This is a genomic window from Clostridioides sp. ES-W-0016-02, assembly GCF_020641035.1.
Classification (GTDB): Bacteria; Bacillota; Clostridia; order Peptostreptococcales; family Peptostreptococcaceae; genus Clostridioides.
The window spans coordinates 2,446,828-2,463,847 of sequence record NZ_CP061361.1 but is presented as its reverse complement, the minus strand read 5'-3'; the positions used below and the strand labels follow the sequence as shown (position 1 = coordinate 2,463,847).

The following is a 17,020-nucleotide window of genomic DNA, read 5'->3' as shown; positions in this document are numbered from 1 at the left end:
TAAGTGTGATAAAATTGACTTTGTTGAAATTTTTAAGGAGGTATTTGATGACAAAAAAATTAATAATATCAAAAACTAAATTGTTTATTTTTATAATAGCATTTATATCTGCATTTATAGCTTTATTTGGAAGTAAAAATACACTTATAGGTGTGGCTATAGTAACAGCTATGCTAATGCTTTTGGAAAGGGATTTAACTATTTCTCCAATTAAAAATTTACTGAAATACTTGATAATAAACGTAACATTAGGAGTATTATCGTTTTTTGCAGTACAAAATATGTATTTAGGAATTTTATTAAATTTTATAGCATTATTTATAATAGGATATTTATTTAGTTATGACTTGAAAAGGGCTGTATATGTACCTTTTGGTCTTATGTATATATTTATGATAAGTATACCTGTAGGATTAAGCGAATTTCCTATAAGATTATCGGCTTTAGCTAGTGGTTCACTTGTCATAATGATTGCTCAATTTGTTATGAATAGAAATAGAATGAAAAAAATTGGTGACAAAGAATTAATATCTATATGTGATGAGTTGTTGGAAAAAATAAATCTTTTAAAAAATATTATTAACAGTGATAATTCTGTAAATAAGTCTAATATGAGAAAAATAGATAGTTGTAATTACACAATAAATTCTATATCAAAAGGTCTTAAAATGGTTATATTTGATAATAGAAAAGATGATTTTTTTATTAGTATTAAAGGAATGGATATAATAAATATCTTATTTTCATTAGAAAGAATAAGTTTAATCTTAGATAGATATAAAATAGATACTAAGGAATTTGAGGATGAAGACATAAAAAATATGCTAAAAGAAAGTAGTACAAATAGTAAAGAAGATGTTTTAGTTGTAGTATCTCAAGAAGTAAATTATATCAAGATGTGCTTAGAAAATAAAGATAAGATAACTGATAAAGAAATACTTGGGTTTAGAGACTATGTTGTCGCTCAAGATACTAAAAATATAAATTTGAAAGAAATTTATAGTGTTTTAGAAAATCTATATGAATTTTTATTAGAGTACAAAAAGGTAAAATCAAAAGAGGAAAAAAGAGTTGAAAGAAAAATAAAGATACCACATGAATTTAAAAGAATATCAATATATAAACAACATTTTAATTTAAAATCTATAAGATTTTCTTATGCAATAAAAATCGCTTTGGCTGCAGCAATCTCAGGTTTTATTATGGACTATTTTCACTTAAAAGATGGAAGATGGATAATGTTAACTGTGTTTTCATTAACACAACCTTATGCAGAGAACTGTTTGCAGAAATCCAGAAAAAGAATAGAAGGTACACTAGTAGGAGCGGTAATATTTATTGTTTCATTTTCAATAATAAAAGATAATACATTAAGGTCATTAATAGTACTTTTAGCAGGATACATAAACTCATATGTAGTTGATTATAGAAAACTGATAGTGTGTGTAACTGTTTCAGCCCTTGGTTCCGCAGCAGTTATGGGAGACCCTAATGTTTTAACTATGAGTAGAATTTCATATGTAGTATTAGGTGCAATTATTGCATTAATAATAAATAAATTTGTTTTACCATATGATGCAAAAATGGGGTATCAGCATGTTATAGATGTGTATAAAGGTATAGTTAAAAATATAATTAATGAAGTTAATAAATCTATTGAAAATTCAACCAATGTTCATTATATAAAGAATCTATTATTAGTGCCATCACTTATTGAAGATAGACTTATGCTGATAAATACTATATACAAAGATGAACATCAAGATGATTTCTTAGAAAATCAACAATTACTAATAAGTAATATGTACAATTTATATATAAATGTCAAAAAGAATAATATTAGAGATGAAGATATAGAAAGAATATTGAGAGATACTAGTTATATTTCAAATTATGATGCTGATAAATATGATGAAGGAAGAAGTGTAATTTTAGATAGTATTGAAAGTACAGTAAGTTTAGGCGATAAAATAATTTGTCTAAATTTACTTCAAACCTTAAATGGTGTAAAAGAAATGTATAGAATAAGTAATATCAGTAAAATGTTAGTGCAAGAAGTTGCATAGTTTTCTAATCTAATTAAATTATATAAAAAGTCATAGCTTTAAAATAAAGTATATGACTTTTTCTTTTATACAATGTTAACAGAAAATAGTATATTAAAAACAAAAACCATATATTTATGAATTTTGTGTGAAAAAGGTTAAAATATTGATTTTTTTCATTGGTTGAAAAAACAATTTACTTAGGATAAACTATAATAGTATTCAAATATTATGGGGGTTAGATTTATGAGTAAAGATGTAAAGGTAAAGCGCAATAAGAAATATGATACATTTAGTATAACTATGGAACTTGAAAGACCTTTACTTTATGATGAGGTTGAAAACGAAGATGATAAAAATGATAATAGAAAATTTAATATAAAAAAGAAAATATTCATGGGAATAGGTATACTGTTTGTATTGATTCTGCTTAGTTTTTTCATATGGATAAACAAAACATATGAACCTCAAAAACTAGCAAAAGAAGCATTAGTTAGCAATAGTAAAGTTGAGGTAACCATAAATGAAAATATTTCATTTACACCGAAGGGTAGAAAAGTTTCTAAAGGTCTAATTTTTTATCCAGGAGCTAAAGTAGAAATTGAATCATATGCACCACTTGCAAGAAAAATAGCAGAAAGTGGATATGAAGTGGTAATTGCAAAAATGCCACTTAATCTAGCTATACTTGGAACTAATAAAGCACAGAAAATTATGGATTCTTACAATAATATAGAACATTGGGTAATAGGAGGTCACTCATTGGGTGGAGTTGTTGCATCTAATTTTGCACGTGACAATAAATTAATTGATGGAGTTGTGTTTTTATCTTCTTATCCAATGGGCAATGAACTAAAACAGCTAGGTAAAAAGGTTATATCTATATGGGGAAGTAAAGATGGAGTAGTTAATTTTAAAAATCTTATAGAAGCAAAAGAAAAACTTCCTGATGATACAACTTATGTTGAAATTGAAGGGGGAAATCATGCACAATTTGGAGATTATGGAAAACAAAAGGGAGACAATGATGCTATTATAAGTCAAGAAAAACAGCTTAAGATTACTGCAAATAGTATTATTAAATTTTTAAATAATATATCTTAAACAAAAGCTTGAAGTTTATAATATATATAAAGTATTATTTTAAGTAAATATTATTAATATAATAAAATTAAGAGTTGATTAAAAGGGGGATTTTAATATGGAATATGATATGCCACTTTATAGACCGCCAAGTGAGGCTTATAGTCTTATAATACAAGTTACACTAGGATGTTCTCATAATAAATGTACATTTTGTAGTATGTACAAATCAAAGAAATTTAAAATAAAACCATTAGAAGTAATAAAAAATGAAATTGATATATTTAGAAGACATTATAAAAATGTAGACAGAATATTTTTAGCAGATGGAGACGCATTGATAATACCAATGGAAAAACTAAGAGATATAATATTGTATATAAAAGAAGTTTTTCCAGAGTGTGAAAGAATTACTCTATATGGCTCTCCTAAATCTATAGAGAAAAAAACTGATGATGAACTTAAAGAGTTAAAAAAACTTGGTGTTAAGATGATTTATCTAGGGCTTGAGAGTGGAAATGATGAGGTATTAGAAGATATTAAAAAGGGATTTAATAGTGAACAACTTATAAAAGTTGGTAGAAAAGTTAAGCAAAATGGTATTAAATTATCAGCTACTGTAATAGCAGGTCTTGGAGGAACTAAAAAAACGAATCAACATGGAGTTGATACAGGAAAAATGCTAGGAGCAATTTCACCAGATTATGTAGGTGTATTGAGTTTAATGGTAGAACCTAATACTGAACTTTACGATTTACTTCAATCAGGTGAATTTACAGTATTGGAAGATAAAGCTGTGCTACAAGAAATTAAAGAAATGATAAAAAATATAGATACCAATGAAAAAGTCGTATTTAGAAGTAATCATGCCTCAAATTATGTTAACTTAAAAGGAATATTACCTGAGGATAAACAACGTCTAATTGATGAGATAGATTATTATCTAAGTAACTTAAAATTAAAAAGAGAAGAGTATAGAAGACTGTAAAATTTAGCTATTCTTAATATATATGTGTAGATGTAAAATATTAAAATTATCTAGAGTTTAAGTAATCATGCTACATTAATAGTGTATCACTATTAATGTAGCATGATTTTTTTTGTTAAGAAACATAATCATAAAATTATAGAAAAAATCTATCAATAATGATGAAAATATGCACTGGTTTAATAGATTTCTACGCATTATAATAGAGACATAAATTTAAAACACAAAAACTATAAACATAAAAACGTGTGGAGGAATAGAAATGAAAATATATCAAAATATCTTTGAACCATTAACTATAAAAAGGATGAATGTAAAAAATAGAATAGTTATGCCACCAATGGGAACAAACTTTGGTGGAGAAAGTGGAGAATTTAAAGATGAACACATTAAATATTATGAACAAAGAGCTAAAGGTGGAACTGGACTTATAATTGTAGAAAATGCTTGTGTAGATTTTCCTTTAGGTTCTAATGGAACTACACAAATAAGAATAGACCATGACAGATACATACCTGCTTTATATAAGTTAACTGAGAGTCTACATAAACATGGTGCATGTGTAGCTATACAAATTAATCATTCAGGTGCTTCAGCTATGCCAGATAGAATAAATGGATTAACTCCAGTATCTTCTTCGAACATACCCTCAAAAAATGGAGGAACAATACCAAGAGAATTAAAGAAAGCAGAAATACTAGATATAGCTAAAAAATATGGAAAGGCAGCAAAAAGAGCTCAAATAGCTGGTTTTGATGCTATAGAGATACACGCTGGACACTCATATCTAATAAGTCAATTTTTATCCCCAATTTACAATAAGCGTACAGATGAATTTGGTGGAAGTCTTGAAAATAGAGCGAGATTTGCAAAACTAGTAATTGATAAAGTTAGAGACGAAGTAGGAGCCTTATTTCCTATATCTTTAAGGATAAGTGCTGATGAATTTATAGAGGGAGGAAATACTTTAGATGATACTTTAAAGCTTCTTGAATATTTAAATGAAGAAGTAGATATATATAATGTATCAGCAGCATTAAATGATTCTATACAATTTCAAATCGATACAATGACATTAGAAGATGGGTGGCGTTCATATATGTCTAAAGCAGTTAAAAAAAGATTTGGAAAAACAACAATAATAACTGGAAATATAAGGAATCCAGAGATAGCATCAAAAATACTTGAAAATAATGAAGCGGATTTTATAGGCATGGGAAGAGGCCTTATAGCTGACCCTAATTGGGCTGAAAAGGTACAAAATGGAAAAGAAGATTCAATAAGAAAGTGTATTTCATGTAATATAGGATGTGCAGGTAATAGAATTGGAGCAAATAGACCTATAAGATGTACAGTAAATCCAGACTTAATAAATGGAGAAGAATATAAACAAAGAAAAGTAAATAAGACAACAAATGTGGTTGTTATAGGTGGAGGAACGACTGGTCTCGAAGCCGCAGCCACAGCAGCAGAGGTGGGCTGTAATGTATTTTTATTAGAAGAAAAAGAAGATATAGGAGGGCTTGCTGAGACAATATCAACTTTTCCGGATAAAAGTAGAATAAATGATTTTCCAAAGTATTTAAAACAGAGAGTTAATAAATTAAAAAATTTAATTGTTTTTAAAAATACAAAGGCCGATATTAAATTTATAGAAAATTTAAAACCTGATATAATTATAAATGCTACAGGTTCAAAACCATTACTTCCACCAATAACTGGTTTGATGGATAGGATAGACCAAGAAAATGGAAAGGTGAGTTCAATATTTAAGCTATTTAATGATATAGAATATTTTAAAACAAAAGACTTAGAAAATAAGAAAGTAGTAGTTGTGGGTGGTGGAGCTGTTGGATTAGATGTTGTAGAATTTTTCTCAGAAAATAAGGCTAAAACTTCTATAGTTGAGATGTTACCAGTTGTGGGCAAAGATTTAGACCCTATAACAAAGGTGACAATGATGAAGATGTTAAAAGATTACAATGTTGATGTTTATACAAATACAGCATTATTGGAAGTTGAGGATGATAATTTTAAAGTTAAGAAGAATGAAGAAGAGTTCTTACTAAATTTTGATTATGGATTTATATGTTTAGGAATGAAATCTAATAATCCAATTTTGAATAATTTAAAGAAATATTTTGAAGCTAAAAATGTGGAAGTTCTAAATATAGGAGATAGTAAAATAGCTCGAAGAATAATCGATGGAGTTAGAGAAGGAAGAAATATAATAACAACTTTAGAAAAGTTAAATCTTTTATGATAATAAATAATAGAGATGATTTTAGAAAAGTCGAATCTCTTGTAGAGAATAAATAATAAAAGTAAAGTAATTTTAGAAAAGTTAATTTATCTTTGTTTTATAACCTTAGTACTATTTTTAATTTTAATTATATCAAGTAGGACTATTGGTAATATAGTAGATTTAAGGGAATTCCTAAAAAGATTTCCCCTAAATCTCGTTTTAAGATAAATTAGTCATAAAATATTAAACTAATCTATCAATAGCTCCTGATTGAATGTGTTGAATACTTGATTGGATTTTTTCATATGACCAATCCCACCACTTAATTTTTAATAATTTTGAAATTATATCATCATTAAATCTTTTCTTTATAATTTTTGCAGGTATTCCTCCAACAATAGAATATGGAGGGACATTATTAGTAACTACAGCTCTTGTTCCAATAATTGCTCCATCACCAATTTTTACACCTGGCATAATTACAGCATCATAGCCTATCCATACATCATTTCCAATTACAATATCACCCTTATTATCCCAAGCATCTGTTATATGATTTATGTCTAAATCCCATTCTTCATAAAAGATTGGAAATGTATAAGTAGAGAGTGATTTCACAGTGTGGTTTCCACTAGTCATTAAAAACTTTACATTACATGCAATTGAACAAAATTTTCCGATTATTAATTTATCATTGTTTATAGGATACTGATATAGTACATTATTTTTTTCAAAATCCCTTGGGTCATTATAAAAGTCGTTATATATTGTATAGTCTCCAACTTTTATATTGTCTCTTGTAATCACATTTTTAAGATATATAGTTTGATAATCATTACTTCTTGGATATATTTTATCTGAATTTGGAATAGTCATGTTTAAATCTCTCCTTTATATTATGTTGTTTTCCTGACTATCCCATTATTACAATGCATCTCTTCACAGAATCACTCCTTATATATTACTTATTTATTTATAGTTTATTGTTTTATTTTAAATAAAATATTTTTAACTAAATTGTATTTTATTACAATTGTCTATTTATTTGATTATATCAAAGTGATAAAGAATTACAAGTATTTAAGATATACTAAATATAAATCATTTTTTATTAAGTTAAATAATGCTATTATTGAATTAAACTTTAATTTTCAACAGTGATTTGACTAGAATATATTGGGTATGATAAAATTATGCTTATATAAATATTTATGTAGTATTTATGTAAATTTATTGTCTATATTATATAAATAGGTAGTATTTATATGTATTTATTTTTAGGAGGTTTTATTATGAGTCGACTAGAGAGACTCGAAATGAAGAAAGTAGAAACTAAGCATTTGCAACAATTCAATCAATTGTTACGTTATGTATTTCAAGTGACAAACCATGATTTACAACAAGTAGGTTGGGAGGAAAGAGAAATAACTCTTGCTAAACTACCTGTATTAAGACAAGCAGATGTATTTGGTTGGTTTGATGAGGATAAACTAGTATCTCAAATAGCTGTTTATCCATTTAAAATCAATATATTTGGTCAAGAATACGATATGGGTGGTCTTACTGGTGTTGGAACATATCCTGAATATTCTAATTTAGGTCTTATGGATAAATTGATGCGACAAGCATTAACAGATATGAGAGAAAGAAAACAATCTATATCTTATTTATTTCCATACTCAATTCCATATTATCGTCGTAAGGGATGGGAAATAATATCAGATAAGATATCTTTTGAAATTAAAGATACTCAGTTGCCGAAACCTAAAGCGGTATCAGGAGAAGTTGAGCGTGTAAGTATAGAACACGAAGATGTCATAAATGTTTATGAACGATTTTCTAAAAAGAGCCATGCATCTATGATTAGAAGTGAGTTGGCATGGGAAGAATACTGGCGTTGGGATTTAGATGACTTAACATGTGCAATTTATTATGATAAAAACCATGAAGCACAAGGTTATGTGTTATATTGGATTTCTGATGAAATATTCTATATTAAAGAAATGGTATTTGTAGAAGAAGAGGCACGTACAGGATTATGGAATTTTATAAGTGCTCACTTTTCAATGATAAATAAAGTGGTTGGAAATACATATACAGATGAACCATTGGCATTTTTACTTGAAGATGGAGACATAGAAGAAAATATAAAACCATACTTTATGGGTAGAATTGTTGATATAGAACAATTTATAAATCAGTATCCATTTAAAGAACAAGAAAATGAAGTAAAGTTAGTATTTCAATTAAAAGACCCTTTATTAGATTGGAATACAGGAGTATTTACACTAAGTGTTTCTAAAGAAGGTAAAGGTATACTAACCTCTGGTGGTGATAAGTATGATTTGAAGCTTGATATACAAACACTTACAACTATGTTGCTTAGTTACAAAAGACCAACTTATCTTCATAGAATAAAAAGAATTACTTGTGATAAAGAAATAGTAGATTTATTAGAAAATCTTATTGAACGTAAAAATCCATACTTCTCAGATTATTTCTAATAAACTTTAATAAATTTTAAAATGTGTCTGGGATTGTACAGAGTATTTACTCTGAAACAATCCCTTTTTAACTTGTTCTTATTCCATTTTATCAATTTGATTATTGTTTTTACTGTAATTAATAACAAAGTTTCTAAAACTATTAACAGCAGGAGTTAAATATTTATTTTTCATTGTAGCTAAATATATGTACCTTTCATGTATAGGATTTGTTATTGATAAAACCTTTACATTAAAATATTTAAGAGCAAAAATATTTGGAACAACTGCTATACCATAGTTAATAGAAACTAAACCTGCGACAGCTGTATCTTCTTCTGTTTCACATACAATTTGTGGTTTTACATCAACTTTTTCAAAGAGCTTATCAATAATTGGTCTAACTCCACTATCTTCACTAAAGAATATAAAAGGATAATCCTTTGTATCCTTTAAGTCTACACTTTCATTTGAGGCTAAAGGATGGTTATATGGCACTATTACAACCAATTCTTCCTGAAGTATAGCTGTAAAATCTATGTTGGGTTCATTTGGAACAAAAGAGCAAAATGCTAAATCGAATTTTTCATCTTTTAAACTTTGGATAATCTTTTTAGTAGTACCTTGACCAAATGAAAATGAAATATTTTTATTTGACTCTTTTTCTAAAAACTTACCAAGTATATCTGGAATGAAGTAAGCTCCCAATGTATAAATAAATCCTAAGTCTATGACACCTTTTGATATACTTGTATATTCTCTAAGCTTTTTTTCTCCTCTTTCTAATTCACTCAATGCTTTATCAACATAAGTTAAAAAAAATTTACCATATTTAGTTAAACGAACATTTCTACCTTGTTTTTCAAATAAAAAAGTTCCCAGTTCTTTTTCAAGAGCAGATATAGCATGACTTAAGCTTGGTTGAGTTATAGACAATTGTGTAGCTGCTTTTGTATAGTGCTCAACTTTGGCTAAAACTCTAAAGTAATGCAAATGATTTAGGTTCATTGATATTCAATCCCTTCATAAGTAATAAAATTCGGGTTATTTCTACAAAATTATACCATATTATACCATAATTCATAGATTAATTCTATCAATATTAAGAATAATATGTATTTTATTAATAATAATTAAGTAATATAATGAAATTACAAGAAAGAGTGTAAAAAAATTAAATGTAAGTATATAAAATGAAGTTGAAGTACTACTGTAGAATTAGTATTGTTATGACTTATAGTATTTTTACGATATAATAATATTGTGATGTAAAGAATATAAAATCTGATAAAACTTCTATATGTGTGGAGGAGAAATATGAATAATATAGTACAAGTAAAAAATATTAGAATAGGAGAAGGTATACCTAAAATCTGTGTACCAATAGTTGGAAAAACTAAAGAAGAAATTATTGAAGAAGTTAATGACTTAAAGGAAATTTGTTTGGATGTTGTAGAATGGCGTGTTGATTTCTTTGAGAATGTAGAAAATATTCAACAAGTTAAAGAAGTTATTAATGAATTAAGAAAATATATACCAGATACACCTCTATTATTTACATTTAGAAGTATAAAAGAAGGTGGACAAAAATTAATATCAAAAGATTATTATACTATTTTAAATAAGGAAATCTCTAATACAGGATTAATAGACTTAATAGATGTAGAGCTATTTATGGGAGATGAAATTGTAAATGAAATAGTCGAGTTTGCTCATGAAAAAGAAGTGAAAGTAGTCATGTCGAATCATGATTTTAATAAAACTCCCAAAAAAGAAGAGATTATATCTCGTTTATGCAAAATGCAAAAACTAGGAGCAGACTTACCTAAAATAGCTGTTATGCCAAAAAATGAAAGAGATGTTCTGGTGTTGCTTACAGCTACAAATGAAATGGTTCAAGTTTATGCAGATAGACCAATAATAACTATGTCTATGGCAGGAATGGGAGTTATAAGTCGTTTGTGTGGGGAAATATTTGGCTCAGCATTGACTTTTGGAGCAGTTAAAAAGGTTTCTGCACCAGGTCAAATGTCAGTTGAAGAACTAAATTCAATACTACGCATATTACATAAAAGTATTAATTAGTTTAAAAGACTTGAGTATATATGATAAAGGTTGATGTTGTTTCAGGTTTTTTAGGAGTAGGAAAAGCTACACTCATTAAAAAAATATTAAAGGCATAAGGTTTTGTAAATTCATCTGATGTATATTTAGAATTTAGCTATTCTTCTGGCAAAACTAATGTTTTTAAATATAGCGGAGTTAAGGATGGAAAAGTAACTATAATAGGATTAAATTTAGGTAATAAAGTTTTAAAAGAATTATTTAATTAAATAACAAAAATATATAATTCTAATTTTGATTATTAAAAGATTATTATAAGAGTCTTTACTAATATAACTAATATGTGAAATTATGGAAAAATAATAATTTTATAAAAATAGATGATAAATATAAATTAAATTATATATGTATATATTGTAGTCCAATAGTGATATAATAATATAAAAAATTTTTATAGAGAGTGAGATTACATATGCGAAGACTTGAAGAGATATTAGAGTACAATAAATCATTTGTAAAAAATAAAGAATATGAACAGTATGCAACCTCAAAACATCCAAATAAAAAAATAGTAGTCCTATCATGTATGGATACAAGATTAACTGAACTTTTACCTAAAGCCATGAATCTTAAAAATGGAGATGTTAAACTGATAAAAAATGCAGGTGCTACTATAATGCATCCATTTGGAAGTATCATGAGAAGTATTTTAGTTGCAATTTATGAATTTGATGTGGATGAAGTTATGGTTGTAGGACATCATGGATGTGGTATGTGCAATGTGGATACGGATAAATTACTAAATAAAATCTTAGATAGAGGAATATCAAATGATGTAATACTTACACTTCGTAGTGCAGGAATTGATACAAAACAATGGTTACATGGATTTGATTCAGCAGAGGATTCTGTAAAAGATAGTATTAATTTAATAAAAAATCATCCTTTAATTCCAGAGGGAATTGTTGTGCATGGGTTGATTATATCGCCAGAAACTGGAAAAATAGATGTTGTTGTAAATGGATATGAGGATAAATAATATATTTTTATAGTATATAAGTAATATATTATTAAATAAGAGGTTGTTTCAAAATTTATTTTATTTTGAAACAACCTTTTTTAATTGATAAATTTATGAAAAGGTTTATCTTAAGGTTTTAATGAAAAATATAAGTAGTTAGCTAATTAAAAAACTTATTATTAGCTATTAAAATCATAACTAATCAATAGAAAAATATTTAATAAATGAAATTTATATGAATTTTTTATAAATATATTGAAAAAAGATAGCTGTTATAGTAAAATAATCATTAGCCGACTAAGTAATATAAAAATAAGGAGGGTAAGTATGAATAGCAATTCTGAAGAAAAATTAAATGATGTTTTCTTGCAATTGATGCGAATATATTTTATAAGAACTCATTTTTATTTTGATAAATTAGGCTTGTACCAGGGTCAGCCACAAATACTTTTTTCTCTTAGGATGAAAAATGGTCAAAGTCAAAAAGAATTAGCAGATAAAAGAAAAGTAAAAGCATCTACAACGACAGTTATGATAAAAAGAATGGAAAAAACTGGGCTTGTAGAAAGAAAACAAGATGAAAAGGACCAAAGAATTTCTAGAATTTTTTTAACAGATAAAGGCCTAGAAGTATGTAAGAAAGTTGAGGAATTTAACAAAGAATTAGAAAGAGAAATCTTTTTAGGATTTAGTGAAGAAGAAAAAATAGTACTTAGAAGACTTCTAATGCAAGTTAGAGACAATTTAAAAGCAGGATGTCATAAACATGAGCATGAAAAATATTTCTAAAGTTTAAAACAATGTTTTTCAATTTAATGCTATCAGACTAATTAATATTACAGAAGGGAAGAAGTGTATGTTTAAATTAATTAAATATTTAAAGAAGTCAGCCTTATCAATAGTAATAATAGTATGCTTATTGGTAGTTCAAGCAGTATGTGACCTTTCTTTACCAAAATATACATCTAATATAGTAAATATAGGGATACAGCAAGGTGGAGTAGAAAACTCTGTTCCATCTATAATTAGAAAAAGTGAATTAGATAAGATTACTTTGTTTATGGATAAAGATAATAAGGATAAAATATTAGACAATTATACTTTATTGAATAAGGAAGATTACAGCAAGTATAAAGAGAAGTATCCAAATTTAAAAGACGAATCTCTTTATGAGTTAAATACTAAAAACAAGGATACTATAGATGAGTTAAATACTATTTTTGGTAAATCTATTTTAATTGTATCAGGGCTTGAGGGGGACAGTAAGGAAGTAAAAGCAATGAAATCTCAGATAATGAGTCAACTTCCTACACAAGGGACTCAAGGTGAAGAAGTTGATATATTTAAAGTGTTATCAATGATGCCAACAGAACAATTAGACAAATTAACTAAAGAGATGAGCAAAAGCTTTGAAAGTATGCCAGAAAGTATGATAACACAAAGTTCAGTATCATATGTAAAAGCAGAATATGAAAACATAGGTATTGATACAGAAAATATGCAAAATAATTATATATTACTTACTGGTGCAAAAATGCTTGGTATAGCTATGATTAGTATGATAGCTACAATTACAGTTGGATTTTTAGCAGCAAGAGTAGCAGCAAGCGTAGGAAGAAATTTAAGAAGTGGAGTTTTTAGAAAAGTTATGTCATTTTCAAATAGTGAAATGAATGAGTTTTCTACAGCATCATTAATCACTCGTAGTACAAATGATATTCAACAGATACAAATGTTGATGGTTATGCTACTTAGAATAGTTTTTTATGCTCCAATAATGGCTATAGGTGGAATAATAAAAGTTTTAAATACTAATACTTCAATGGCTTGGATTATAGCAGTTGCAGTAGTAGCCATTTTATCTTTAATAATTGTATTATTCTCAGTTGTTATGCCTAAGTTTAAATTGGTTCAAAAGCTTGTCGATAAGTTAAACTTAGTAAGCCGTGAGATAATTACAGGTATTCCAGTTATAAGAGCTTTTAGTACTGAAAAACATGAAGAAAAAAGATTCGATGAAGCAAATAAAAATTTAACTAAAACAAATCTTTTTGTAAATAGAGTTATGACATGTATGATGCCTGCTATGATGCTTATAATGAACCTTATTACAGTTCTTATAGTTTGGAGAGGTGCATATAGTGTTGATTCTGGAGCAATGCAAGTTGGAGATATGATGGCATTTATACAATATACAATGCAGATAATAATGTCATTCTTGATGATATCAATGATATCTATTATGCTTCCAAGAGCATCTGTTTCAGCTACACGTATAGATGAAGTGTTGGTATCAGATATAAGTATCAAAGACCCAGAAAAATCAAAAGTACAAGAATTTAAAGAAGATAAAAAAGGTCTTGTTGAATTTAAAAATGTTTCATTCATGTATCCAGATGCAGAAGAAGCTATATTGACAGATATATCCTTTACAGCAAAACCAGGAGAAACAACTGCATTTATAGGAAGTACTGGTAGTGGTAAGTCGACTCTTATAAATTTAATTCCTCGTTTCTTTGATGTTACTGAGGGAGAAATATTACTTGGTGGAGTTAATATAAAAGATGTTGTTCAACATGATTTAAGAGAAAAAATTGGATATGTACCTCAAAAAGGAATATTGTTCTCTGGTACCATAGAATCCAACTTGAAATATGGCAGAAAAGACGCAACAGATGAAGAAATGAGAGCTGCAGCTGAAATAGCTCAAGCTACAGAATTCATTGATTCTAAACCAGAAGCTTTTAAAACTGAAATTTCTCAAGGTGGAACAAATGTCTCTGGAGGTCAAAAACAAAGACTTTCTATTGCAAGAGCAATAGCAAAAAATCCAGAAGTTTATATATTTGATGATAGTTTTTCGGCTCTTGACTTAAAAACTGATGCAGCTCTTCGTAAAGCTTTAAAATCAAAAACTGCTGAAAGTACAGTATTAATAGTTGCACAAAGAATTAGTACCATCTTGCATGCAGAACAAATAGTTGTTTTAAATGAAGGAAAAATAGTTGGAATAGGAACACATAAAGAGCTTCTAAAAAATTGCGAAGTTTATGAGCAAATAGCTTTATCACAACTTTCAAAGGAGGAGCTAGCTAATGAGTAGAATGGGAAAAGGTCCTATGGGAAAATCTATAGGAGCAGGACAAAAAGCAAATGACTTTAAAGGAACCATGCGAAAACTAATTGCATACTTATCTAAATTTAAAATATCAATAATTTTGGTAATTGTATTTGCTATTGGTAGTGCATCGTTTTCTATAGTAGGTCCAAAAATTTTAGGTAAGGCGACTACAAAGATATTTGAAGGATTAGTGAGCAAAGTCTCTGGAGGCAATGTAGGTATAGATTTTGACGCAATTGGAAAAATTTTAGCATTATTACTTTGCCTTTACTTGGTAAGTGCACTATTCTCTTTTATACAAGGATTCATAATGAGTGGAATTTCTCAAAAAGTATCTTATAATTTAAGACAAGAGATTTCAGTAAAATTGGATAGATTGCCAATGAAGTATTTTGACACTAAAACACATGGTGAAATACTATCAAGAATTACAAATGATATAGATACTCTAAACCAAAGTTTAAATCAAAGTATGACACAACTTATAACATCAGTAACAACTATGATAGGTGTTTTGATAATGATGTTATCTATAAGTGGTATTATGACATTAGTGGCAATTTTAATATTACCAATATCAATGTTTGTAATTTCAAGAATAGTAAAGAAATCACAAAAATACTTTAGATCCCAACAAGAATATTTAGGGAATGTAAATGGTCAAGTTGAGGAAACTTATAGTGGTCAAACAATAGTAAAAGCATTTAATCGTGAAGAAGAAGCAATTAATGAATTTGATAAATTAAATGATAGTTTGTATAATTCAGCATGGAAATCTCAATTTTTATCTGGGATAATGCAACCACTTATGATGTTTATTGGAAACTTAGGCTATGTAATGGTATCAATCTTAGGAGGTTGGCTTGCAATTAAGAAAACAATTGAGGTTGGAGATATACAGTCATTTATACAATATGTAAGAAACTTTACACAACCAATGACTCAGATTGCACAGGTTGCTAACTTACTACAGTCAACAGCAGCAGCTTCTGAAAGAGTATTTGAGTTCTTAGAAGAGGAAGAAGAAGACCAAGTTGTTGAAAATGCAGTTTCAATAGATGGTTTAGAAGGTAAGATTGATTTTGAAAATGTTAATTTTGGATATAATTCAAATAAGACTATAATAAATGATTTCTCAGTAAATGTTAAACCTGGTCAAAAAGTTGCTATTGTTGGACCTACAGGAGCAGGTAAAACTACTATAGTTAAGCTTTTAATGAGATTTTATGATGTTAATAGTGGTTCAATACTAATTGATGGTCATAATATTAAAGATTTCAATCGTAGTGAGCTTAGAGAAATGTTTGGTATGGTTCTTCAAGATACATGGTTATTTAGTGGCTCAATTATGGAAAATATAAGATATGGTAAACTAAATGCTACAGATGAAGAAGTTATAGAAGCAGCTAAATCTGCACATGTTCATAGATTTATCAAAACATTGCCAGATGGATACAACATGAAATTAAATGAAGAAGCAAGCAATGTTTCTCAAGGTCAAAAACAATTATTGACTATAGCTCGTGCCATTTTAGCAGACCCTAAAATCTTAATATTGGATGAAGCTACAAGTTCTGTTGATACTAGAACAGAAGTATTAATTCAAAAAGCTATGGATAATCTTATGGAAGGTAGAACAAGCTTTGTTATAGCACATAGATTATCAACTATACGTGATGCTGACATGATTCTTGTTATGAATGAAGGAGATATAGTTGAACAAGGAAACCATGAGGAACTTCTAAAGAAAGGTGGATTCTATGCTAATCTTTACAATTCTCAATTTGAAGAAGATGAAGCAATGTAGTAAGAATTTACTTTAAAATATGAGTATCGTTGTAAGAGAAATATAGAATAAACTATTTAGATAAGATTATATTTTGTAAGATATAATCTTATCTATTTTTTTATGTATTTACAAAGTTATGTATTTTGTTATAATATATAATAAGGAAAATGTTGGAGGTGAT

13 protein-coding genes are annotated in these 17,020 nt (G+C 27.6%); 11 read left to right on the top strand and 2 right to left on the bottom strand.

Annotated elements, in window-relative coordinates; all coding sequences use genetic code 11:
- The first annotated feature begins 47 nt into the window (after positions 1 to 47).
- The 4 genes from IC758_RS11830 (at position 48) to IC758_RS11815 (ending at position 6,379) form a co-directional block, all read left to right on the top strand.
- Positions 48 to 2,066: an FUSC family protein gene (locus tag IC758_RS11830; RefSeq protein ID WP_227860447.1), complete on the top strand. Its 2,019-nt coding sequence runs from the start codon at positions 48 to 50 to the stop codon at positions 2,064 to 2,066.
- 225 nt (positions 2,067 to 2,291) lie between these two features.
- Positions 2,292 to 3,149, top strand: coding sequence for an alpha/beta hydrolase (locus IC758_RS11825; RefSeq protein ID WP_227434899.1), 858 nt, complete (start codon positions 2,292 to 2,294; stop codon positions 3,147 to 3,149).
- A gap of 97 nt (positions 3,150 to 3,246) precedes the next feature.
- The gene (locus tag IC758_RS11820; protein WP_227434897.1) at positions 3,247 to 4,116 is read left to right on the top strand and encodes a radical SAM protein; all 870 of its coding nucleotides are present in this window, start codon (positions 3,247 to 3,249) and stop codon (positions 4,114 to 4,116) included.
- A 262-nt stretch (positions 4,117 to 4,378) separates the two neighbouring features.
- Positions 4,379 to 6,379 carry an FAD-dependent oxidoreductase gene (locus IC758_RS11815; RefSeq protein ID WP_227845949.1) on the top strand — a complete coding sequence of 667 codons (2,001 nt, stop codon included), beginning with the start codon at positions 4,379 to 4,381 and terminating at the stop codon, positions 6,377 to 6,379.
- Between the two features lie 225 nt (positions 6,380 to 6,604).
- Here the strand turns inward: IC758_RS11815 and IC758_RS11810 are convergent, their stop codons facing one another.
- Positions 6,605 to 7,237, bottom strand: a complete 633-nt coding sequence (locus IC758_RS11810) for a CatB-related O-acetyltransferase (protein ID WP_227855261.1) — start codon at positions 7,235 to 7,237, stop codon at positions 6,605 to 6,607.
- A 416-nt stretch (positions 7,238 to 7,653) separates the two neighbouring features.
- Between IC758_RS11810 and eis the strand changes: the two genes are divergently transcribed.
- On the top strand, positions 7,654 to 8,865 hold the full coding sequence (eis, locus tag IC758_RS11805) for an enhanced intracellular survival protein Eis (RefSeq protein WP_227855262.1): 1,212 nt from the start codon (positions 7,654 to 7,656) through the stop codon (positions 8,863 to 8,865).
- Positions 8,866 to 8,943: 78 nt separating this feature from the next.
- Here eis and IC758_RS11800 read toward each other — a convergent pair whose 3' ends face one another.
- Positions 8,944 to 9,852 carry a LysR family transcriptional regulator gene (locus tag IC758_RS11800; RefSeq protein WP_227855263.1) on the bottom strand — a complete coding sequence of 303 codons (909 nt, stop codon included), beginning with the start codon at positions 9,850 to 9,852 and terminating at the stop codon, positions 8,944 to 8,946.
- A gap of 309 nt (positions 9,853 to 10,161) precedes the next feature.
- Here IC758_RS11800 and aroD point away from each other — a divergent pair, with 309 nt between their 5' ends.
- From aroD to IC758_RS11775, 6 genes are all read left to right on the top strand, one after another.
- On the top strand, positions 10,162 to 10,929 hold the full coding sequence (aroD, locus tag IC758_RS11795) for a type I 3-dehydroquinate dehydratase (RefSeq protein WP_227434885.1): 768 nt from the start codon (positions 10,162 to 10,164) through the stop codon (positions 10,927 to 10,929).
- A 20-nt stretch (positions 10,930 to 10,949) separates the two neighbouring features.
- Positions 10,950 to 11,027, top strand: a complete 78-nt coding sequence (locus tag IC758_RS21240; RefSeq protein WP_413927138.1) for a GTP-binding protein — start codon at positions 10,950 to 10,952, stop codon at positions 11,025 to 11,027.
- Positions 11,028 to 11,380: 353 nt separating this feature from the next.
- Positions 11,381 to 11,947, top strand: a complete 567-nt coding sequence (locus tag IC758_RS11790; protein WP_227434884.1) for a beta-class carbonic anhydrase — start codon at positions 11,381 to 11,383, stop codon at positions 11,945 to 11,947.
- Between the two features lie 309 nt (positions 11,948 to 12,256).
- Positions 12,257 to 12,718, top strand: coding sequence for a MarR family winged helix-turn-helix transcriptional regulator (locus IC758_RS11785; RefSeq protein ID WP_227434883.1), 462 nt, complete (start codon positions 12,257 to 12,259; stop codon positions 12,716 to 12,718).
- A gap of 67 nt (positions 12,719 to 12,785) precedes the next feature.
- Entirely contained in the window at positions 12,786 to 15,032 is a 2,247-nt protein-coding gene (locus IC758_RS11780) for an ABC transporter ATP-binding protein (protein ID WP_227830638.1), read from the top strand.
- Positions 15,025 to 16,857: an ABC transporter ATP-binding protein gene (locus tag IC758_RS11775; RefSeq protein WP_227434881.1), complete on the top strand. Its 1,833-nt coding sequence runs from the start codon at positions 15,025 to 15,027 to the stop codon at positions 16,855 to 16,857. Before IC758_RS11780 ends, IC758_RS11775 begins: the two co-directional genes overlap by 8 nt.
- The last annotated feature ends 163 nt before the right edge of the window (positions 16,858 to 17,020 follow it).